Raw genomic sequence first — 20,386 nt, forward strand, 5'->3', positions numbered from 1 at the left:
AGGGGCACAAGATGGTCGCCCGCCTCCTGACCAGCTTCAGCCGTTTCCTCTGCCGTAACGACGCCGAACGGGGCCGCCTGATCGACGTCAACCGCCGACTCCGGATCGCGTCGCAGGGGTCGATCGCCCTCTTCCTGGTTGCCGGCTTGATTGGGGTACCAACCTTCGGGCCGCAGTACCTCTTGCCGGTACCAGGGGCGCTCGCGCTCTTCTGGTGGATGCAGCGTTCACTGCGACGATCGCCCCGTCCCGAGCTGCGGCTGGCAGCCGCTTGGTTGGTCTCTGAAGTCGCGATCGCCGCTGCGATTGTGCTCGCAAAGGGACCGTCGCTGCACCTCTTGCCGGCGCTGACGCTGCCCACGCTGCTCGTCAGCGCCGTCTTCCCGACACGCGTCGCTGTCGCTGGCATGTTCGCGACCTGGGCGCTGATCGCCGCCACCGGCTTGCTTGCCGATCCGAAGCTGGTGCTCGAGCAGCCGCCCTACCTGGCCTATCCCGCCGGTGTGCTGGGGTCGCTGACCATGCTCTTCTCGATCGGCCGCAGCGCGGACCTCGCCTCGCGCGCCGGCGCGATCGTCGACCGCCTAACCGGCGCCTTCAACCGGGCGGCGCTGATCCCGCGACTTGCCGAGCTCTCCCACCGGTCGCAGCCTCTGGGCGGCAGGTGGCGGTGATCATCGGCGACCTCGACGGTTTCAAGTTGATCAACGACAGTCACGGCCACAAGGTCGGCGACCAGGTTCTGCGCGAAGTTTCCGAGCGGCTGCGCCGGGAACTCGGTCCTTATGTGCCGCTCTACCGCTTTGGCGGCGAGGAGTTCCTGGTGCTAGTCCCCGATGCTTGCGAGCGCGACGCGGTCGCGCTAGCTGAGCACTTGCGCAGAGCTGTGCGCTCGGCGCCGCTGGCGGGTCTGCGCGTCACGATGTCGTTCGGTGTCGCTTGCGGCGGCCGCGACGGGCAATTCGACTTCGACGAGGTGTTCCGCGAAGCCGACGCCGCGCTGTACGCGGCGAAGCGCCGCGGTCGCGACCGCGTCTGTTCGGCGGGCACCTGCCCGGAGGCCGCGCTGCCGCGCCGGCGTAGCAACGACGTGGAGGTGCCCGAAGGCGCGGCTGCGGTCACCACGCGTGCGATCGAGCGCGACGGGCAGACGCCCCGCACGGCGCTCGGCGAGCAGATCGAGAGCGCGCGCGCCGAGCACGGAAACTGGCTAGTGCGCGACGAGCTGGAGCGCGAGCACATGCTCGACATGCGCGACCGCCTCGAGCGGGTCTCGGCGCTCGCCTGGCTCGTCGGCGGGGCGTCGGTGATCTTCGCTGTGCCCTGGTACGGCTGGGCGCCGGTGCTGGCGGTGCTGCTCGTTGCACCTCCATTCCGGGTGCTGTCGGCCAACCTGCGCAAGATGCGTCGCCCCGAGTTCCCGTTGATCGCTGGCTGGACGATCGCCCAGCTGGTGATGGGGCTCGCCTTCCTGTACGTCGACGGGCGACCGCTACACGCGCTGATCGTCTTGATCCCGTTCGCGAGTATCTACGCGATTGTGTTGCCTCGGCGCGGTGCGATCTGGACCGGCCTTTTCAGTGCTCTGGTGATGATCATGGCGGCTTTGATCTGCGATGCCGAGCGGGCGCTCGCCGAACCCGCCCTCGTGGCGATTCCGCTGGCGCTGCTCGGTACGGGCTGCCTGGTCGGGTCGGTCGTCGGCAGCTCGGCCGTCGCCCACCGCTCGGTGGCGGTGATCGACGAGCTAACCGGCCTCTTCAACCGGCGCGCGCTCGAAGCGCGGATCGCCGAACTGATGGCAGGTAGCGAGGGCGGCGAACAGCAGGTCGCACTGATCGTCGGTGACATCGACCACTTCAAGCAGATCAACGACACGCATGGTCACGCGCTCGGCGACAGGGTCCTCAGCGAGGTTGCGCAACGTCTGCGCGACTCTTTGCGCGCCTTCGACGCCATCTACCGCCTCGGCGGCGAAGAGTTCGTGATCTTGCTGCCCGGCACTGACGAGCAACACGCCGAGCAGGTCGCGGAGCGTCTGCGGCGGGCTATCGCCAAAGAGCAAATCGAGGGCCTCGAGGTGACGATGTCCTTCGGTGTCGCCGCCTCACGCGAGGGCGTGCGCTTCGACTTCGATCGGCTGTTCGTGGAGGCCGATTCGGCGCTCTACGAGGCTAAGCGCGGGGGACGCGACCGCGTTGAGGTGCGCAGGGTGCCCGAGAGCGAGTTGGCCACCGCGGCCGCCTGACGGCTCGCTTAGAAGAGGTTGACCGCGGCCGCTGCGCCGACCGCCAGGAGCACGCCTGCGTAGCCGTAGTAACCGTTGAGTGCAAGCAGCCCGGCTGCGACGAGGCAGGTCGCGACCGTCGTCCACCAGGCGATGCGGGCTAGGGAGGGTCTCGTCACCGTCGGCCTATTCTGCAACAGCGATGAGCCGACCGAGGCGTGGTGCGCGACAAGCGCGGCGTGATGCCCGACAAGCGCGGCGTGATGCCCGACAAGCGCGGCGTGAAGCGCGAACACCGCGGCGTGATGACCGGCAGCAGCCGGCAGGTGAGAGCTCCCCACGCACTGGCGAGAGTGCGAGCAACGACCCTGGCGAGCTCGCGACCAGAGTGCTCTGCAATACCCCCGACGTGGCGGCGGTCGTAGAGCTTGTAGATGACAAAGTCGCCTCGTTCGCGGGCATCGACCAGCGAGATGCAGATCGTGTCGGAGCGCTCGCGCGCGAGCTGGTGCAGCTGGTGCCCCCGGATGGTCAAGTGCACGTGCGGAGCGCGCGCGGCCAGGTGTTCGTGTCCCAGCACGGGGAGCGCTTGCTGGTTGCGATGACCACTCGGCGAGTGCAGGCGGCGAGCGTCTTGTACGACATGCACATGGCGGTTCGCGGTGAGCTTGGGGAGTAGCGTCCTCAGAGGTCGGCGGGAGGCGTGGCACTGAACCCCGCTTCCTGGACATTGACCCGCGCCGCGGAGTTGGCGGGCGGGATCGGCGCGATGCTCCGTCGCGCGCAACTCGAGCGCGAACCGCGGGTGACGATCGTCGCCAGCAACGGTGCCCGCAGGGTGCTAACGGAGGGTGAGCGCGGGTACGATCGCGCGCTCGAGGTTGCCGAGGCAATGATCGCGGTGATCGCAAAAGGCGGTGATGCGGGCGGTGGCGAACAGCGCCCAGCGGGCGGCGCGGGCGCCGCGGAGGCGGAGCGTCGGTGATCACGACCGACCTCGCTGACCAGCTACTTGCCCGCCTGCTCAGACGAGGGGGCGACTTCGCCGAGGTTTACGCGGAGGAGCGGCACGCCTTGACGCTCTCGCGCGACGACCGGCGCCTCGAGCGCCCGCAGCGGGGGCACGAGCTAGGTACCTGTCTGCGCCTAGTGGTTGGCGGCTCGACCTACTACGGCTACGTCGATGGACTCGGCGAAGCCGATCTCTTGGCGCTCGCCGACTCGATCGCAAGCGCCGGGCGGAGTGGTCGCGGCAAAGTGATAACGCCGGGGCCGCCGAGCGACCGGCGTCGGCATCCGGTCGCCGTCGACCCCGAAGAGGTCGAGACCCAGCGCAAGGCTGAGCTGCTTGCGGCTGTCGACGAGGCGGCGCGGGCGCGCGGCAAGGAGGTCGTCCAGGCGCGCGCCGGCTACGCGGAATCGCTTCGGCGAGTCGCGATCTTCAACTCCGAGGGCGTCGCCGCTCACGACCAGAGGGTGCGCGTCCGGCTCAGCTGCCAAGTAGTGGCCCGCCGCGGCGACCGCGTTGAGAGCGGTGTCGAAACGCTCGGTGGACACGCTGGTTTCGAGCTGGTGGCGGAGGCCGGCGAGCGCGTCGGGGCCGAGGCGGCGCGCAAGGCGCTCGCTCTGCTCGATGCCGTGGAGGCTCCGACCGGCGAACTACCCGTCGTTGTCGGCAACGGTTTCGGCGGGGTGCTTCTGCACGAGGCGGTTGGACACGGGCTGGAGGCCGATGCAGTGCAGAAAGGGGCGAGCGTCTACGCCGGGCGGCTCGGCGAGCAGCTGGCGGCGAGCTTCGTCACCGCCTACGACGATGGTTCCCGACTCGGGGCTTGGGGAAGCGACGGCTGCGACGATGAAGGCACACCGACTCAGCGCACCACGATCATCGAGGAGGGGCGACTCGTCTCCTACCTGTTCGACCTCACGCGGGCCCGCTCGGCGGGGGTCGAGTCGACCGGTAACGGCCGCCGACAGTCTTATCGCCACGCCCCGTTGCCGAGAATGACCAACACCTACTTCGCGCCCGGCGACGCCAAGCCGGAAGAGCTGATCGCCGAGATCGACCGCGGCGTCTACGCGATCTCGTTCGGGGGCGGCCAAGTCGAGCCGGCGACCGGCGACTTCGTGTTCGGTGTCAGCGAGGGCTACTTGATCGAAGGGGGCCGAGTGACGGCGCCGGTTCGCGGCGCAACGCTCGTCGGCAACGGGCTCGAGGTGCTGAAGGCGATCGACGGCATCGCCGACGATTTGGAGATCGCGACCGGCTTCTGCGGCAAGGCGGGACAGTCGGTGCCTGCCGGGGTTGGGCAACCGCACGTGCGACTGCGCTCGATCACGGTCGGAGGGACCGGTTCGTGACGAGCGTCGACGCTGCGCAGGTAGCGGAGTCGGCGCTGATCGCGGCGCGCCGCGCCGGAGCCGAGGATGCCGACGCCTGGGCCGAGCGGCGACACACGCGGCGCATCGTGGTTTGGCGAGAGGCGGTCGAGGAGCTCGGCGAGGCGGTGTCCTGCGGCGTCGGCGTACGTGCCTTCGTGGGCGGCAGCTACGGCTTCGCTTTCGCATCGGGGTTCGACCGGGAAGCGGTGGCGGACGCCGCGCGCGCCGCCGTGGAACTAGCACGGGTCGCCGACCCGGAGCCCGGCTGCGGTCTCCCGGAAAGCTGCGGGGAGACCGCGATCGAGGGTCTGGCGGACGCGCGGTTGCGCGAGCACACGGTCGAGGATTGCGTCGAGCTGACCCGCCGCTGCGAGCGTGCGGCACGCGACCACCCGCGGGTCAGCGAGGTCGAGCACGTCGTCTACCAGGACGCTTGGACCGAGATCGCGCTGGCCAACTCGCGGGACTTCACGGGATCTTTCACGGCAAGCTCGGCGTGGCTCTACTGCACAGCATTTGCGGGCGACGGGGCCGATCGCATGACCGGCTTCGGGCTCGCGCTTGCGCGCTCGCCGGCAGGGCTCGACGCGGCCGCTGCGGGTCGCGAGGCCGCGCAGCGGGCAGCACTGCTGGAGGGCGCGCACAAGCCACCGAGTCGACGCTGCCCGGTTCTGCTCGACCCGTTCGTGGCGGCCGGTCTGATCGGCGTGCTCGGGGAGATGCTGTCGGCCGAGCAGGTGGAACGCGGCCGCTCACCGTTCGCCGGTTGTGTCGGTAAAGAAGTGGCAGCGCCGACCCTGCAAATAAGCGACGACGCGACCCTCGCCGACGGCCCCGCAAGCGCGCCCTTCGATGGCGAGGGGTCGCCTGCGCGCTGCACTCGCTTAATCGAGCAAGGCCGCTTGCGGGGGTTCCTGCACGACGTGCGCACGGCTCGCCGCGCTGGTACCCAGACGACCGCCAATGCGGTGCGCGTCGCCTACCACTCGCCGCCCGCCGTGGGACCTTCGAACACCGTCGTCGAGCCCGGCGAGCTGTCGTTCACGCAACTGCTACGTGAACTCGATGACGGCCTCTACGTGACCGAGATAAGCGGCCTGCACTCCGGCATCGACCCGGTATCGGGCAGGTTCTCGGTAGGGGCCTCCGGTGTGTTAGTGCGGGGCGGGGAGCTGGGTGCGCCAGTGCGCGAGTTGACGATCGCCGGCTCGCTACCGGACCTCCTGCGCGGGGTTGTGGCGGTGGGGCGCGAGCGCCGCTGGCTGCCGGTAAGGGGAAGCGTCGCGACGCCAGCCCTGCTTGTCGACGGCCTAGTGGTCTCCGGGCGCTGAGCAGAGGGCTAGCGCTCTCCGGCCGCTAGGGAAGAACCAGGTGGGTGCCGGCCGCTCGGGAGGGAGCTGGTGGGCACCGCCCACTCGGCGTCGCGCCGGGCGTCCGGCGATCAGCCCTCGCAGGGCGCATGGGAACTGACATCGTCCGCGGTGGTTGTTAGGTTCATCGCGCCAACCTGCCAAGGAGGAACGGACGTGACGAAGTCGGAGTTCATCGATCGAGTAGCTGCGAAGACGAACTTCACGAAGGCCGATGCCGAGCGCGCGGTCAACGCTTTTCTCGAGGTTGTTACCGAGACGCTGAAGCGGGGCGGCGAAGTCAACTTCACTGGCTTCGGGAAGTTCTCCGTGAGCAAGCGCGCCGCCCGCCAGGGCGTCAACCCGCGCACCGGCGAGCGCATCAAGATCGCGGCCGCCAAGGTGCCGCGTTTCACGCCCGGCTCGCAGCTGAAGAACGCGGTCAAGTAGCGGCGCCGCTGCCTGCGGTCGCGCGCGCCATCTCGGGCCCAGGGTTCGTCGAGCGGCTGGCGGCGCTCGTCGAGGAGCGCCGCAGTCGACTCGTGGTCGGGGTCGATCCCGATCCCGCCAAGCTTTGGCCGCAAGCGGCCGCGCGGGTAACCGCGGCCACTGGTACGCGCGGCGCGACTGGCGGCGCGACCGCCCACGCCGATACTCGAGCACTAACCGCCGAGGCGCTGGTCGCCCACTGCGGTGCCCTGCTCGAGGCGGTGGCCGACCAGTGCGTCGCGGCCAAGCTTCAGCTCGCCTGTTTTGAGCGCCTCGGGGCGGCCGGTTGGGACGCCTTGGAGCGGGTCGCCGCACTTGCGCGCCAGGCCGGGCTGCTGGTGATCGCGGACGGCAAGCGCGGCGACGTGCCGACCACGGCGCAGGCGTACGCGGAGGCCCTGTTCGGAGGCGGCAGCGGCCCCTTCGGTGCCTACCCGGGGCTGGGGGCGGACGCCGCGACGCTCAACCCGCTACTCGGACGCGACGCGCTGGAACCGTTGGTGGCGGCCGCCGCCGCGAGCGGCGGCGGCTGCTTCGTGCTGGTGCGGACCTCCAATCCGGGCGCCGCGGAGTTGCAGGACCAGCCTGCCACCGAGCCCTTGCGCCTGCGGTTGGCGCGGCTGGTGCGGGAGCTCGGGGAGCCACACACCCAGGACGGTCTCAGCCTCGTCGGAGCGGTCTGCGGGGCCACCCGCCCGGACCTCCTTGGCGAGCTTCGTAAGGCGATGCCGGCGACGCCCTTCCTGCTTCCCGGCGTCGGTGCCCAGGGAGGCAGCGCCCAAGCGTTGCGCGCGGCGCTTAGCGAGCACCCAGCGTCGGCGATCGTGACTGCGTCACGCACGATCGCCGACGCGTGGCGTGTGCTCGGCGGCGATCCGGCAACCGCGGCGGCTCGCGCGGCCGCGCAGTTACGCAGCGAGACCTGGCCCTAGTCGCCAGCGCGTCGCAGCGCAGTGCTCTCACGAGCGGGCGACGGCGCTTCCCGACGTCGGCCGCCACTGCCTGCGTATGCTCGGCGCGGTGCGCGATCACGCTCGGGCACGAGGCCAGGGTGGCCGTCCGCTGCGCGCGCTCGCGGTGGCCGCGTCGCTAGCGGTCGTCGTGCCGCTGCTGGCTGCGCTCTTCTCGAGCGCCCGCGCCGGGGCCGGCGCGACGGCGCTGCGCAATGCGGACGCACAGGCCGCTGGCCGTGAGCTGCGCTTGGCCGATGTGCGCCTCGCTCCGCGCGCTCAGGGGCCAGCGCTCGCCCCACCCGCGGCGCGGCTTGCGCTACGGCCGCCAGCGCGTGCCGCCATCGTCGTCGATGCGCGCGATGGGAGCCCGCTGTTCGCCTTCCACGCCGACCGTCGGCTGCCGATCGCCAGTGCCACCAAGCTGATGACCGCCCTGATCGCGCGCGAGCGGCTGCCGCTCGACCGAACGCTTCCCGCAGTCTCCTACCGCGCGGCCCCCGCTGAGTCGGTGCTTGGTCTCGCGCCCGGTGAGCGCATGAAAGTCCGCGACTTGCTTGCTGCGACGCTGCTTCAGAGTGCTAACGATGCGGCCGCCACGCTCGCCGTCGCCGTCGCGGGCTCGCAGCGTCGGTTCGTCGCGCTGATGAACCGCCGCGCGCGGGCCCTTGGTTTACGGCACACGCGCTTCGGCAACCCGATCGGACTCGACGCACCTGGTGCCGGGTCGACGGCGCGCGAGCTTGCGCAGCTCGCACGCGCGGTCCTGCGCGACCGTTTCCTCGCCCGCGTGGTGGCGATGCCGCAGGCGGTGCTGGCGAGCGGAGCGCGGCGGCGGATCGTTCGCAACCGCAACGACCTCGTCCGCCGCTACCCCTGGGTGGAGGGCGTTAAGACGGGCCATACCGCCGGGGCCGGCTACGTGTTGGTCAGCGCGGCGCGCGGCGCGCTCGGCCAGCGGGTCGTCGCAGTTGTGCTCGGTGCCCCGAACGAGCGGCTGCGGGACGAGCACTCGCTCGCCTTGTTGCGCTTCGCGCTTGCTCGTTTTCAGCGCCTGGCGGTGCTCGATCCGCGGCGCCCGCGCGCGGTCGCCGCGGAAGCATCAGCGAGGGCGTTGGTTGCGCCGGCGCGGGCACTGTCGCTTGTGCTGCGCCGCGACCAGCGAGCGCGGGTCGTGCTGCGTGTGGAGCGTCCCCTCCGCGGTCCGCTCCCGCGAGCCGCGCGGGTTGGCCGCTTCGCGGTGCTGGTCGACGGCCGACCGGTGGCCGCGGTGCCGGCGGTGCTCAGCCGGCCGCTAGCAAGCACCGGCACCTTCGCCTCGCTCAGCCGGCGCCTGGGCAGCGGCTTGACGCTGCTCGTCCTCGCCGCCATGCTGACTCTGGCTGTCGCCGCACTGCGAGCGACACGGCCACGGCGGGCTCCCCGGCCCGGCGTGGACACCGGCCGATGATCATCACCGTCACGCTCAACGCCGCTATCGACCGGACGCTCGCCGTGCCGAGCTTCACGCTCGGGCGCCGCCACCGCGCCGTCGAACAAACGACGATGGCGGGCGGTAAGGGTGTCAACGTTGCGCGGGCGCTGAAACTGCTCGGCCAACCGGTGATCGCAACCGGCTTCGCCGGCGGGGCGACGGGCACCCGCATCATCGAGCACCTCACCGAGCAATCGATCCTCAACGACTTCGTTCGCATCCGCGAGGAGTCGCGCACCTCGACAGCGGTCGTCGACCCCACCACCGGGCAGCAGACGGAGATCAACGAGCGCGGTCCCCGGGTGAGCGAACAGGAGCTCGAGCTGTTCGTCGACAAACTCCTGTACCTGGCGAAAGGAGCCGAGCTCTGTGTCTTCGCCGGCAGCCTGCCGCGCGGGATCAGCGACGACCTCTACGCGCGGCTCGTCGGCGAGCTCCAAACGCTCGGTGTGATGACGGTGCTCGACGCCGAGGGCGAACCGTTGCGTCTCGGTGTGCGTGCGCAACCGGACCTCGTGACACCGAATGAGCCCGAGGCCGAGGAGCTGGTCGGCCACGAGTTCGTCGACGAGGCCGACCGCCTGCGGGCGCTCCGGGAAATCCTGGCTTTGGGGGCCCGCCAAGCGATCATCACCTTGCCCGACGGTTGCGTCGCCCTGTTGGAGGGCGCCGGCGGGCAACGGGAGCTGTGGCGGGCGACGCTTGAGCCGCTCGAACCGGTGTCCGCGGTGGGATCCGGCGATGCCTTCCTGGCCGGCTATCTGGCGGCCCTCTACCAGGGTGAGGGACCGGCCGAGCGCCTCGCTTTCGCGGTGGCCTGCGGCGCCGAGTCGACCCAGCACTTTGGAGCCGGTACGCTCGATCCGAAGGCCGCACGGCGGCTTGTAGGTGCGGTTAGCGTTGAGCGCCTCGAACACGGTGCGCCGCTGGCGGGACTCACCGAGCCGCAGTGAGCCCGCATTAGCGCGGCGGCGTTGAGCCCGCCGAGCCGGTTGGTACGCTCGCGAACTACCGACTAGCGGACGGCAGGCGAGCGCTCATGGAAGTAGAGATCGGCAGAGGCAAAAAGGGACGCCGGGCTTACGGCTTCGACGACATCGCGATCGTTCCTTCACGGCGCACGCGCGACCCCGACGACGTCGATATCACCTGGAAGCTCGGTGACTATCGCTTCGAGCTGCCGCTCCTCGCCTCCGCGATGGACGGCGTCGTCTCGCCCCATACAGCGGGGATCATCGGGCGGCTCGGCGGTCTGGCGGTGCTCAACCTGGAGGGCATCTGGACCAGGTACGAGGACGCCGACGCGCAGCTCGAGCGGATTGCGAGCTTCCCGAACGAGATCGCGACGCGCGAGATGCAGCGCATCTACTCCGAGCCGATCAAAGAGGAGCTGGTCGCGCAGCGAATCCGAGAGATCAAGGAGCAGGGAGTTGTCGCTGCCGCCGCGTTGACGCCCCAGCGGGTGCGCAAGTACTACGAGATCGCGCTCGAAGCAGGGCTCGACATCCTTGTCATCCAGGGCACCGTGATCTCCGCCGAGCACGTCTCGCGGTCGAGCGAGCCGCTCAACCTCAAGGAGTTCATCCGCGAGGTGCCGGTGCCGGTAATCGTCGGCGGCTGCGCGTCCTACTCGACCGCGCTGCACCTAATGCGCACCGGGGCGGTGGCGGTGCTGGTGGGGGTCGGTCCGGGTGCGGCCTGTACGACTCGCGGTGTGCTCGGCATCGGTGTGCCGCAGGCGACGGCGATCGCCGACGTCGCGGCGGCGCGCTCGCAGCACATGCTCGAGACCGGCGAGTACGTCAACGTGATCGCCGACGGCGGCATGCGCACCGGTGGCGACATCGCCAAGGCGATCGCCTGCGGTGCCGACGCCGTGATGATCGGGTCGCCACTGGCACGCGCCTACGAGGCGCCCGGCCGCGGCTACCACTGGGGGATGGCGACCTTCCACCCAACGCTGCCGCGCGGTGCGCGGGTGCGGGTCGAACAGAACGGAACGCTCGAACAGATCTTGCTCGGCCCAGCGCATGAAAACGACGGCACCTTCAACCTGATGGGCAGCCTCAAGACGTCGATGGCGACCTGCGGTTACTCCGATCTCCTCGACTTCCAGCGCGCCGAGGTGATGGTCGCGCCCGCACTGCAGACGGAGGGCAAGCTGCTGCAGCGCACTCAGGGGATTGGGATGGGCGCCCGCAGCGCTGCCGCACCGGCGCCCCCGCCGAGCGGCGACGGCGTGTCGTCGCGGCCCGACGATCCCGCCACGCCGAGCGCAGATCCCGCCCTCGTCGGCGACTGACGTCTTGGCGGGGGGGCCGCAAGCCGAAGCAGCGGTGGCGGTGGCGGCACCGCCGGCCGAGGCATCGCCCGGCGAGCTCGTAGTGGTGCTCGACTTCGGCGGCCAGTATTCGCAGCTCATCGCGCGCCGCGTGCGGGAGCTCGGCGTGTTCTGCGAGTTGCTGCCGTTCGACACCCCGATCGAGGAGGTCCTGGCACGACGGCCGTTGGGGCTGATCCTCTCCGGTGGCCCGGCCTCTGTTTACGAACCGGGAGCGCCGCCGCTGCCCGACGGTCTTTTGTCGAGCGGGCTACCGGTGCTCGGCATCTGTTACGGCATGCAGGCGATGGCGCGAGCCCTCGGCGGCCGCGTCGAGCCGGCGCCGGTCGGCGAGTTCGGCCGCACCCCGCTTGAGGTGCGGGAGTCCGGAGAGCTCTTGGCAGGGCTGCCCACCGTCCAGACCTGTTGGATGAGCCACCGCGACGCAGTGTTCGAGCCGCCGCCAGGCTTCCGCGCGCTGGCCGCATCGCCGGCTTCGCCGGTGGCCGCTTTCGAAAGCACCCAGCGACGGCTCTACGGGATTCAGTTTCACCCCGAGGTCACCCACACCCCCCACGGTCGTGACGTGCTCGAACGGTTCCTGCGCCGCATCTGCGGAGCCCGCTCGAACTGGACGCCGGGATCGCTGGTCGCAAAGCAGATCGAGAGGATCCGTGAGCGCGTCGGCAACGAGCGCGTGATCTGCGCCCTCTCGGGCGGGGTCGACAGCTCCGTCGCCGCGCTGATCGTGCATCGCGCGGTGGGCGATGCGCTGACCTGCGTGTTCGTCGATCACGGCCTCCTGCGCAAGAACGAGCGCGAGCAGGTGGTGGCAGCCTTTCGCGACCGCTTCCAGGTGCCGTTGGTCGCCGTCGATGCCCGCGCTCGCTTCCTCGCTCGGCTGCGCGGCGTGGTCGATCCCGAACGGAAGCGCAAGATCATCGGCGAGGAGTTCATCCGCGTCTTCGAGGAGCAGGCGCGGGAGCTCGGTGAGCCCCGTTTCCTGGTGCAGGGCACGCTCTATTCGGACGTGATCGAGTCGGGCGGCGCTAAGGGCGCAGCGACAATCAAGTCGCACCACAACGTTGGCGGTCTGCCCGAGGATCTGCACTTCGAGTTGATCGAGCCGCTGCGCGACCTCTTCAAGGATGAGGTCCGACAGGTCGGGCTCGAGCTGGGGCTGCCCGAGCGTCTGGTCTGGCGGCAGCCGTTCCCGGGGCCAGGGCTCGCGATCCGCATCGTCGGTGGCGAGGTCACCGAGGAGCGACTCGAGGTGCTGCGGGAAGCGGACGCGATCCTTCAAGACGAGATTCGCGCCGCCGGCCTGTACCGCGAACTGTGGCAGTCCTTCTGTGTGCTTCCCGCCGACCTCCGGACGGTAGGCGTGCAGGGTGACGGTCGCACCTACGGCTACGTGATCGTGATTCGGGCGGTCACCTCCGAGGACGCGATGACGGCGGACTGGGCGCGTCTGCCGTACGACCTGATCGAGCGGGTTTCGCAGCGGATCGTTGCCGAGTTGCCGCAGGTCAACCGCGTCGTGCTCGATGTCACGTCGAAGCCCCCGGGTACGATCGAGTGGGAATAGCAGGCTGATACGTGTGCGACTGGGCGCGCGGGGAAGGAGGCAGTGGTGGGAATCATCAGCTGGATCGTGTGGGGCCTGATCGTGGGCGCAGTTGCTCGTGCGGTGCTCCCGGGCCGCCAACCGATCGGCCTGCTCTGGACAATCGCGCTCGGTGTTCTCGGGTCCTTGATAGGTGGCTTCGTCGCCACCGGGCTGCTCGGTATCGGAGACGCCGACGAGTTCGACTTCGGCAGCTTCCTCATCGCGGTGATCGCCTCGGTGCTACTGCTGATGGCCGCCGAGCGGCTCCAGCTCGGCTCGCGCGCTTAAACTCCGCAAAGTCGGTGGGGGCACTTCGCTGCCCCAGCCAAGGCGCGCGTTGGCGCCGTCGTCGCAAGCTGTGCCGCCGGCGCGGGCAGCGCGATCGATCGCTCTCCCAAAACTCGGGATCGGGGTCACGGTCCGATATGCCACACTGTGCGGCCGCCGGGCTGCCGTCTCGAAGGGGGCGCAGCGTTCTTCGAAGCTGATCATGCGGACTTACATGGCCAACAAGCAGACGCGCGAGCGGCGCTGGTACGTGATCGACGCCAGCGGCAAGACACTCGGCCGCCTCGCGACCCAGATCGCCGACATCCTGCGGGGTAAGCGCAAGCCCGAGTACACCCCGCACGTCGACGTCGGCGACTTCGTGATCGTCGTCAACGCCGAGAAGGTCGCGGTCACCGGGCGCAAGCGCGAGCAGAAGATCTACTACCGCCACTCCGGTTACCCGGGCGGTCTGCGCCAGCGCACGCTCGCCGAGCAGCTCGAGCAGCAGCCCGAGGAAGTCATCCGCCTGGCAGTGCGGGGGATGTTGCCGCGCAATCGGCTGGCCCGGCAGCAGCTTCGCAAGCTCAAGATTTACCGCGGTCCGGAACACCCGCACGAGGCGCAGCGTCCGGAGCCCTTGGAGGTCGAAGCATGAGCGAGGAGCAGCGCGACGCAAACGGCGCGGAGCAGGATCGTCGGCAAGCGGCCGACGATGCGCGCTCCGTCGAGCCGGAGGGCCGGCACGCAGATCGCGCCGACGAGGCAAGCACCCCGCCGGAGGCGGTAGCCAAGGAGCGCCCGAAGCCCGGCGCGAAGCGCAAGCGGAAGAAGAGCGCCGAGGACGAGCCCCCGGCCCCGGAGGAGATTCCGGGAGCGCACCTCGAGCCGGATCTGGTGCTCGAGACCGAGCGTGCCGAGGGTGACGAGGACGAGGACGACTTCTCGGCGATCCTCGAGCGCGTACGGGAGCAGACAGGAGAGACCGAGATCGAGGCTGAAGCGGAGGCCGAGGTCGAGGAGCTCGAGGCTGAGCCGGAAAGCGTCGAAGAGACGGCGTCAGAGCGCCGCGAACGAGTTTTCGACCTGGCGCGTGGCGCCCGCTACCAAGCGACCGGTAAGCGCAAGACGGCGGTGGCACGCGTCCTCGTTAGACCCGGTTCAGGGCGGTGGTACCTGAACGGTCGCCGGCTCGAGGATTACCTGCCGCGAGTCAAGCTCCAGAAGGTCGTGCGCCAGCCGCTCCAGGTGCTTGGTCTCGAGGGACGGGTCGACGTCGTCGTCAAGGTCAGAGGCGGCGGCGTGTCCGCTCAGGCGGGGGCGATTCGCCACGGTCTCGCGCGGGCGCTGGCGGGCGCTGACCCTGCGCTTCGACCGGAGCTCAAGCGCCGAGGCTTCTTGACGCGCGACGCCCGCGAGGTCGAACGCAAGAAGGCGGGCCTCAAGAAGGCGCGCAAGCGTCCGCAGTTCTCGAAGCGCTGACGTCGCGGTGGCGATGCCGGCGCGCACGCCCGGGCTCGGCACCGGCGAGACTGGTCGCTTGTTCGGCACGGACGGGGTACGCGGTGTCGCCGGAGCGACGCTGACCGCCGAGCTGGCGCTGGCGCTCGGTCGGGCACTGGTCGAGGTCCACGGTGGGCGCCCCCGGGTGTTGATCGCGCGCGACACACGCAGCTCCGGACCGATGCTGGAAGCCGCGCTGGCCGCCGGCATCGCGGCCGCCGGCGGCGACGCTCTACTCGCCGGCGTGCTCCCGACACCGGCCGCCGCCCTCGTCGCACCAAGGCTCGGGCTGGAGTTCGGCGCCGTGATCTCCGCCTCCCACAACCCCTGGCAGGACAACGGAATCAAGTTCCTGGGATCCGACGGGACGAAGATCCCCGACAACCTTGAGCGGGAAATCGAACGGGCGCTGGCGACGTACGGCGCGGAGTCAGCGGCGACGAGGCGTGAGGCCGCCGATCGTAAGGCCGCCGAGGGCGCTGAGGAGAGCGCTGAGAGCGCGAACCGCACGTTTGGCGCGGTCGAGGCGCTGCACGGCGCGCAAGGCGACTACCTGCGTCTACTCGAGGCCCGTTTCTGCGACCTCGACCTTTCGGGCAAGCGGGTAGCCCTCGACTGTGCCAACGGGGCGACGTGGGAGACCGCGCCGACGATCTTCCGCAGGCTCGGTGCCGAAGTGGTCGAGCTGGGCTGCGAACCGGACGGTCGCAACATCAACCGCGACTGCGGCTCGACCGCCCCAGCGAAGCTCGTTGCGGCGGTGAAGTCGCAGCGTTGCGACCTCGGCTTCGCCTTCGACGGTGACGGTGACCGGGTGGTCGCGGTCGATCGCGCCGGCCGCGTCCACGACGGTGACGATTTGCTGGCGATCATCGCTCCGGCACTGAAGGAACGCGGTGCTCTCCGCGGCAACGGCGTGGCAGTGACCGTGATGACCAACTACGGCTTCCATCGGGAGATGCGCAGACGCGGCATAGAGGTCGCCGTGACGCCGGTCGGCGATCGCCACGTTCAGGCCGAGCTAGCTCGGCGGGACTGGGTGCTCGGGGGCGAGCAATCCGGTCACATCATCGACCGCCGGTTCGCACCGACCGGCGACGGGGTGGCGTCGGCGCTGCTTCTGCTCGAGTCGCTGGCAGGGCGCGACCTCGCCGACGGCGAACCGTTTTCCCGGATGCCGCAAACGCTCTTGAACGTCCCTGTGCGGGATCGCGACGGAGTGAGCTCGAACGGTCGCGTGCGCGCCGCGATCGAAGCGCACGAGCGGGCGCTGGCCGGAGAGGGGCGTGTGCTCGTGCGGCCCTCGGGGACTGAGCAGCTTGTGCGCGTAATGGTCGAAGCGCCCGATCCGGAGCGTTGCGAACGGATCGCTAACGAGCTGGCGCAGGTAGTAGCGGCGGAGCTAGGCTGACCGTTCCGTGTGCGGCATCGTCGGCTACACGGGCCGCCGCTCCTGTCGCGAGCTGTTGCTGCGCGGGCTGGAGCGGCTCGAATACCGCGGCTATGACTCCGCCGGGCTAGCCCTGCTGCACGATGACGGGCGCGTAGAGACGATCCACGCGGTCGGCAACCTCTCGCGTCTGCGAGCGGCAGTCGCAGCCGCCGCGGGCTCCGCGGGGGGCGAGGCGGAGAGCGAGGCGCTCGACGCCGGCGAGGGGCGCACGCCGGATGACGACGCAACGGCCGCGCACACCGGCATCGGTCACACCCGTTGGGCGACGCACGGACGCGTCAGCGAAGAGAACGCGCACCCGCACTGCGACCCAGAGGGACGGGTCCACATCGTCCTCAACGGGATCGTCGAGAACTGGGCCGAGCTGCGCACACGCCTCGAGGCGCGGGGCAACGTCTTCCGGTCGGAGACCGATGCGGAGGTCGTCGCGCACCTGATCGCTCTGCACCTCGACCAGGGAGACCCGGTCGAAGCGGTGCGCCGCGCGTACCGTGAGCTACGCGGCCACTACGCGTTCGTGGCGCTGTTCGCAGGTCGCCCGGGCTTGCTCGTGGCAGCGCGCAAGGAGTGCCCACTGGTAGTGGGGCTCGGTGAGGGTGAGACCTTCCTGGCTTCCGCGATCCCTGCGTTCTTGCGGCACACCCGGCGCATCCAGCTGGTGGAAGACGACGAGATCGTGGTCGTGACGCCGCAGGGAGCGCGCTTTGAGCGCGTAGCCGGGGCGCTCGTGGAGCGAGAGGTGCGGCTCGTCGATTGGGACGAAGACGTCGCCGAAAAAGGTGGCTACGAGACCTTCATGCTCAAGGAGATCTACGAGCAACCGGCGGCGATCAAGGAAACGATCGTCGATCGCCTATCCGACGGCATCGCTTTGTCGGAGCTCGGCTTGACGGCGGAAGAAGCGCGGCGCCTGCGGCGTGTTGTGATCGTGGGCTGCGGGACCTCCTACCACGCCGGTCTGGTGGGCCGCTACGCGATCGAGCGGTGGGCGCGTGTGCCGGTTGAGATGGAGATCGCGTCGGAGTTTCGCTACCGGGATCCAGTTCTCGACGCTGCCGACCTCGTGCTAGCGATCACGCAGTCCGGGGAGACTGCCGACACCTTGGCCGCGATGCGGCTCGCACGCGAGCGTGGCGCACGGGTGATTGCCGTCACCAACGTCATGGGCAGCCAGGCGACACGCGAGGCCGACGGGGTCTTGTACACCCGCGCCGGCCTCGAGATCGGTGTGGCGGCGACCAAGACCTTCGTCGCCCAGGTCGCGGTGATGCTGCTCCTCGGGCTGTGGCTGGGCGAGGCCCGCGGCACGCTGTCTTCGACCGAACGCGACCGCCTGATCACCGAGCTCCGGGCGTTGCCCGACGCGGTCCGCGAGACCATCGAGCGCGTCCGCGAGCCGGTACGTGCGATCGCTGAGCACTGGCAGAGTGCCGGTTTCTTCCTCTACTTGGGTCGCCATATCGGCCTGCCCGTGTGCCTCGAGGGCGCCCTCAAGCTCAAGGAGATCTCGTACGTACCGACCGACGCCTACGCGGCCGGCGAGATGAAGCATGGGCCGATCGCCCTGCTCGACGAGCGCACACCGGTGGTCTGTGTTGCCTGCGACTCGCCGGTGCTCGAGAAAGTGCTGTCCAACATCGCCGAGGTACGTGCCCGCGGGGCGCATGTCGTTGCGGTCGCAACGGAAGGGCGCAAAGAGGTGGCGGAGCACGCCGAGGAGGTGATCTACGTTCCCCGCACCGACTGGATGCTGCAGCCGATCCCGGCGATCGTGCCGCTCCAACTGCTTGCCTACGAGATCGCGAGGCTGCGCGGCCTCAACGTCGACCAGCCCCGCAACCTCGCGAAGACGGTGACCGTCGAGTGATCGACGCGGTGGCGCTCGGCGTCGGCATCGACGTGCTCGAGATCCGGCGCCTGGAGCGTGCTCTGGCGCGCACGCCACGGCTTGAGGAGCGGCTCTTCAGTCCCGCCGAGCGCGCCTACGCGCGCCGTCGCGCACGGCCAGCGCGACACCTGGCGGCACGCTTCTGCGCGAAGGAGGCAGTCGCCAAGGCCCTCGGACTGGGTGGTCTCGCGTTTACGGAGGTCGAGGTCGCTGCGACTGGCGCAGCGCCAGAGGTACGTCTGCGTGGCGCCGCCGCGGAGCGCGCACGCGAGCTCGGGGTGGAGCCCTTGATATCGCTCACGCACGGCGACGAAGTCGCCGCCGCGGTCTGTGTGCTGCGGCCGTGCAGTGGCAGCGGGAGCGGGAGCCTGCGGTGAGTCCCCTCGGCGACGGCCAGGCGAGCAGCGACGGCCAGGCGAGCAGCGACGGCTCTCTGCCGAGATGGTTGCGGCCCCTCTACGAGGCCGAGGAGATGCGCGCCGCCGACGCATACACGATCGAGCAGGTCTCGGTGCCCTCGCTCGAACTGATGGAGCGAGCGGGGACGGGGTTGGCACGGGTCTGCGCGGAGCGCGCGCATCGCGATCCGATCGTGGTCGTCATCGGCAAGGGCAACAACGCCGGCGATGGCCTTGTCTGCGCACGCCACTTGCGCGCCGAGGGCCGCGAGGTGGAGGTTCTGGCGCTGTTTGCGCCGGAGGAGCTGTCGGGCGATGCCCGCACCAATCTTGAACGGCTGCCTGGTGACCGGCCAAAGCCGTTCGCGCGAGAGCGGTTGGAGGGGGCGGCGCTGATCTGCGACGCCCTCCTCGGTACCGGCGCACGGGGCGCTCCGCGGCCCCCGTTCGATGCCGCGATCGCGGCGATCAACGACAGCGGCGCGCCGATCGTGGCCTGCGACATTCCCTCCGGTGTCGACGCGACCACGGGTGAAGTCCCGGGGGCCGCCGTGCGTGCGCACGCCACCGCCACCTTCCACGCGTCGAAGGTCGGTCTGCACGTCCGCCCTGGCGCTGAGCACGCGGGCGAGGTCGTGGAGATCGAGATCGGGATTGCCCGCGATGCGCCGCGGCCGCGGCGCTGCGGGCTGATCAGCGAAGAGGTGGCGCGCCTCTATCCGCCACGCTCGCGCTACGGCCACAAGTTCCGCACTGGCTTCGTGCTGGTGGTTGGCGGTTCCGTAGGGCTGACGGGTGCGCCCGCGCTTGCCGCGTTGGCTGCGCAACGGGCGGGCGCCGGTTACGTGCAGCTCGCCCTGCCAGCATCGGTGCGCGACGTCGTCGACGCGCGCCTTTTGGAGCAGATGTGTCTCGCCTTCCCGGAACGCGACGGCACGCACGACCCCGTATCGGTCGAGCGTTTGGGCGAGCTCGCGGCGCGGGTCGGTTGCGTCGCGCTCGGCCCGGGGCTCGGTCGCACCGAGGCGGCGATCGCCTTCGCCCGGGCGGCCGCCGCGGCGCTCCCAGTCCCGATCGTGCTCGACGCCGACGGGCTCGGCGCCCACGCCGGCGAGCTCGAGCTGCTGGCGACCCGCCGCGCGCCGACCGTGCTCACACCGCACGAGGGCGAACTCGCGCGGCTGTTGGCTGTCGATGTCGACGAGGTGCGGGCGCACCGGCTCCGCAGCGCACGCGAAGCGGCGCGGCGCGCGCAGGCGATCTGCCTGCTGAAGGGCGACGACACGCTGGTCGCGCTGCCGGATGGGCGGGTCGCGATCAGCGCGGGTGGCAGCCCCGCGCTTGCCACCGCCGGCACCGGCGACGTCCTGACCGGCATCATCGCGGCGTTCGTCGCCCGCGGCATGGAGCCGCTCGCCGCTACTTGCTTCGCGGTTCTCGCACACGCTCGCGCAGGCGCGGCCGCGGCGCGCCGGCTTGGCGCCGACCACGTCATAGCGCGCGACGTGATCGATGAGCTACCGGCCGCGATCGCCGGGCCAGGGGGGCCGGCGCCGCCCGCCGAGGTCGGCGGACCGCGGTTCCCGCGCCGCCTCGGGTAGGGTCGCGTGCGAGATGAGCAAGGTGGTGGCCGACGTCATGGATCGTGAGCCGGTCGCGGTGCGTCCCGATACACCAGTAACGGAGGTGATCCGCACGCTACGCGAGCACGAGCTGCAAGGCGTGCCGGTGGTCGACGACGAGGGGCGGGTGGTCGGGATCATTACCGAGTCCGACCTTGTGATCCCCGACCCGCAGGGCGACCTTCACCTACCGCACTTTGTGGAGCTGTTCGGCGGTGTGATCTTCCTGGAGCCGCTGAAGCGCTTCGAGGAGAAACTGCGCAAGGCGTTCGCGCAGACCGCGTCCGACTTGATGACGCCCAACCCTGACACGGTCCGTCCCGACACACCGGTCGAGGAGGCGGCAAGGCTTATCCACCGGACCGGTCACAACCGCCTGCCGGTCGTCGACTCCGACGGCCGGCTCGTCGGTGTCGTAACCCGCGTCGACCTGCTCGGCGCGCTCGTCTCCTGAC

At 70.2% G+C, this 20,386-nt stretch carries 21 protein-coding genes; 20 read left to right on the top strand and 1 reads right to left on the bottom strand.

Annotation, left to right across the window (positions count from 1 at the left end):
* Window positions 1-11 precede the first annotated feature (11 nt).
* Together BLW41_RS06375 and BLW41_RS06380 are read left to right on the top strand one after the other, a co-directional pair.
* Window positions 12-674 (top strand): hypothetical protein, encoded by a 663-nt coding sequence (locus BLW41_RS06375; RefSeq protein WP_093117475.1) that lies wholly within the window; start codon window positions 12-14, stop codon window positions 672-674.
* Entirely contained in the window at window positions 665-2,248 is a 1,584-nt protein-coding gene (locus tag BLW41_RS06380; protein ID WP_093117477.1) for a GGDEF domain-containing protein, read from the top strand. The genes BLW41_RS06375 and BLW41_RS06380 overlap by 10 nt, the downstream gene beginning before the upstream one ends.
* An 8-nt stretch (window positions 2,249-2,256) precedes the next feature.
* Here BLW41_RS06380 and BLW41_RS10915 read toward each other — a convergent pair whose 3' ends face one another.
* Window positions 2,257-2,406: a hypothetical protein gene (locus BLW41_RS10915; RefSeq protein ID WP_177169388.1), complete on the bottom strand. Its 150-nt coding sequence runs from the start codon at window positions 2,404-2,406 to the stop codon at window positions 2,257-2,259.
* A 209-nt stretch (window positions 2,407-2,615) separates the two neighbouring features.
* Here BLW41_RS10915 and BLW41_RS06390 point away from each other — a divergent pair, with 209 nt between their 5' ends.
* The 18 genes from BLW41_RS06390 to BLW41_RS06475 all read left to right on the top strand — a co-directional run bounded on the left by BLW41_RS06390 (window position 2,616) and on the right by BLW41_RS06475 (window position 20,385).
* On the top strand, window positions 2,616-2,906 hold the full coding sequence (locus BLW41_RS06390; RefSeq protein ID WP_177169389.1) for a hypothetical protein: 291 nt from the start codon (window positions 2,616-2,618) through the stop codon (window positions 2,904-2,906).
* Between the two features lie 24 nt (window positions 2,907-2,930).
* Window positions 2,931-3,212 carry a hypothetical protein gene (locus BLW41_RS06395; RefSeq protein ID WP_093117483.1) on the top strand — a complete coding sequence of 94 codons (282 nt, stop codon included), beginning with the start codon at window positions 2,931-2,933 and terminating at the stop codon, window positions 3,210-3,212.
* Entirely contained in the window at window positions 3,209-4,588 is a 1,380-nt protein-coding gene (locus BLW41_RS06400; RefSeq protein ID WP_093117485.1) for a TldD/PmbA family protein, read from the top strand. The genes BLW41_RS06395 and BLW41_RS06400 overlap by 4 nt, the downstream gene beginning before the upstream one ends.
* The gene (locus BLW41_RS06405) at window positions 4,585-5,940 is read left to right on the top strand and encodes a TldD/PmbA family protein (RefSeq protein ID WP_177169390.1); all 1,356 of its coding nucleotides are present in this window, start codon (window positions 4,585-4,587) and stop codon (window positions 5,938-5,940) included. Before BLW41_RS06400 ends, BLW41_RS06405 begins: the two co-directional genes overlap by 4 nt.
* A 195-nt stretch (window positions 5,941-6,135) precedes the next feature.
* Window positions 6,136-6,408 carry an HU family DNA-binding protein gene (locus BLW41_RS06410; protein ID WP_093117489.1) on the top strand — a complete coding sequence of 91 codons (273 nt, stop codon included), beginning with the start codon at window positions 6,136-6,138 and terminating at the stop codon, window positions 6,406-6,408.
* 56 nt (window positions 6,409-6,464) lie between these two features.
* A complete protein-coding gene (gene pyrF, locus BLW41_RS06415) occupies window positions 6,465-7,379 on the top strand; it encodes an orotidine-5'-phosphate decarboxylase (RefSeq protein WP_281231759.1) in 915 nt (304 codons plus the stop codon).
* Window positions 7,380-7,467: 88 nt separating this feature from the next.
* Window positions 7,468-8,847, top strand: coding sequence for a D-alanyl-D-alanine carboxypeptidase family protein (locus BLW41_RS06420; protein WP_177169391.1), 1,380 nt, complete (start codon window positions 7,468-7,470; stop codon window positions 8,845-8,847).
* Entirely contained in the window at window positions 8,844-9,824 is a 981-nt protein-coding gene (locus BLW41_RS06425) for a 1-phosphofructokinase family hexose kinase (RefSeq protein WP_093117495.1), read from the top strand. The genes BLW41_RS06420 and BLW41_RS06425 overlap by 4 nt, the downstream gene beginning before the upstream one ends.
* An 86-nt stretch (window positions 9,825-9,910) precedes the next feature.
* On the top strand, window positions 9,911-11,173 hold the full coding sequence (locus BLW41_RS06430; protein ID WP_093117497.1) for a GuaB3 family IMP dehydrogenase-related protein: 1,263 nt from the start codon (window positions 9,911-9,913) through the stop codon (window positions 11,171-11,173).
* A 40-nt stretch (window positions 11,174-11,213) separates the two neighbouring features.
* Complete coding sequence (guaA, locus tag BLW41_RS06435; protein WP_218138382.1) at window positions 11,214-12,779, top strand: glutamine-hydrolyzing GMP synthase; 1,566 nt, start codon at window positions 11,214-11,216, stop codon at window positions 12,777-12,779.
* A 45-nt stretch (window positions 12,780-12,824) separates the two neighbouring features.
* Entirely contained in the window at window positions 12,825-13,088 is a 264-nt protein-coding gene (locus BLW41_RS06440; RefSeq protein ID WP_093117499.1) for a GlsB/YeaQ/YmgE family stress response membrane protein, read from the top strand.
* 199 nt (window positions 13,089-13,287) lie between these two features.
* Window positions 13,288-13,725, top strand: coding sequence for a 50S ribosomal protein L13 (rplM, locus tag BLW41_RS06445; RefSeq protein ID WP_342741420.1), 438 nt, complete (start codon window positions 13,288-13,290; stop codon window positions 13,723-13,725).
* A gap of 293 nt (window positions 13,726-14,018) precedes the next feature.
* A complete protein-coding gene (gene rpsI / locus BLW41_RS11260; protein ID WP_425442073.1) occupies window positions 14,019-14,549 on the top strand; it encodes a 30S ribosomal protein S9 in 531 nt (176 codons plus the stop codon).
* Window positions 14,550-14,562: 13 nt separating this feature from the next.
* Window positions 14,563-15,981, top strand: a complete 1,419-nt coding sequence (gene glmM, locus BLW41_RS06455) for a phosphoglucosamine mutase (protein ID WP_093118829.1) — start codon at window positions 14,563-14,565, stop codon at window positions 15,979-15,981.
* A gap of 7 nt (window positions 15,982-15,988) precedes the next feature.
* The gene (glmS, locus tag BLW41_RS06460; RefSeq protein WP_093117503.1) at window positions 15,989-17,890 is read left to right on the top strand and encodes a glutamine--fructose-6-phosphate transaminase (isomerizing); all 1,902 of its coding nucleotides are present in this window, start codon (window positions 15,989-15,991) and stop codon (window positions 17,888-17,890) included.
* Entirely contained in the window at window positions 17,887-18,288 is a 402-nt protein-coding gene (gene acpS, locus BLW41_RS06465) for a holo-ACP synthase (RefSeq protein ID WP_245689052.1), read from the top strand. The genes glmS and acpS overlap by 4 nt, the downstream gene beginning before the upstream one ends.
* On the top strand, window positions 18,285-19,910 hold the full coding sequence (locus BLW41_RS06470) for an NAD(P)H-hydrate dehydratase (protein WP_143038639.1): 1,626 nt from the start codon (window positions 18,285-18,287) through the stop codon (window positions 19,908-19,910). Before acpS ends, BLW41_RS06470 begins: the two co-directional genes overlap by 4 nt.
* A gap of 13 nt (window positions 19,911-19,923) precedes the next feature.
* The gene (locus tag BLW41_RS06475; RefSeq protein WP_177169392.1) at window positions 19,924-20,385 is read left to right on the top strand and encodes a CBS domain-containing protein; all 462 of its coding nucleotides are present in this window, start codon (window positions 19,924-19,926) and stop codon (window positions 20,383-20,385) included.
* Window position 20,386 lies beyond the last annotated feature (1 nt).

Origin of the sequence: Thermoleophilum album (assembly GCF_900108055.1) — a bacterium.
Classification (GTDB): Bacteria; Actinomycetota; Thermoleophilia; order Solirubrobacterales; family Thermoleophilaceae; genus Thermoleophilum; species Thermoleophilum album.

Bases quoted from the DNA above. Each gene is read 5' to 3' on its own strand.
- BLW41_RS06375 (WP_093117475.1), top strand. From the start codon at position 12: ATGGTCGCCCGCCTCCTGACCAGCTTCAGCCGTTTCCTCTGCCGTAAC.
- BLW41_RS06425 (WP_093117495.1), top strand. From the start codon at position 8,844: ATGATCATCACCGTCACGCTCAACGCCGCTATCGACCGGACGCTCGCC.
- BLW41_RS06430 (WP_093117497.1), top strand. From the start codon at position 9,911: ATGGAAGTAGAGATCGGCAGAGGCAAAAAGGGACGCCGGGCTTACGGC.
- glmM (WP_093118829.1), top strand. From the start codon at position 14,563: ATGCCGGCGCGCACGCCCGGGCTCGGCACCGGCGAGACTGGTCGCTTG.
- BLW41_RS06475 (WP_177169392.1), top strand. From the start codon at position 19,924: ATGAGCAAGGTGGTGGCCGACGTCATGGATCGTGAGCCGGTCGCGGTG.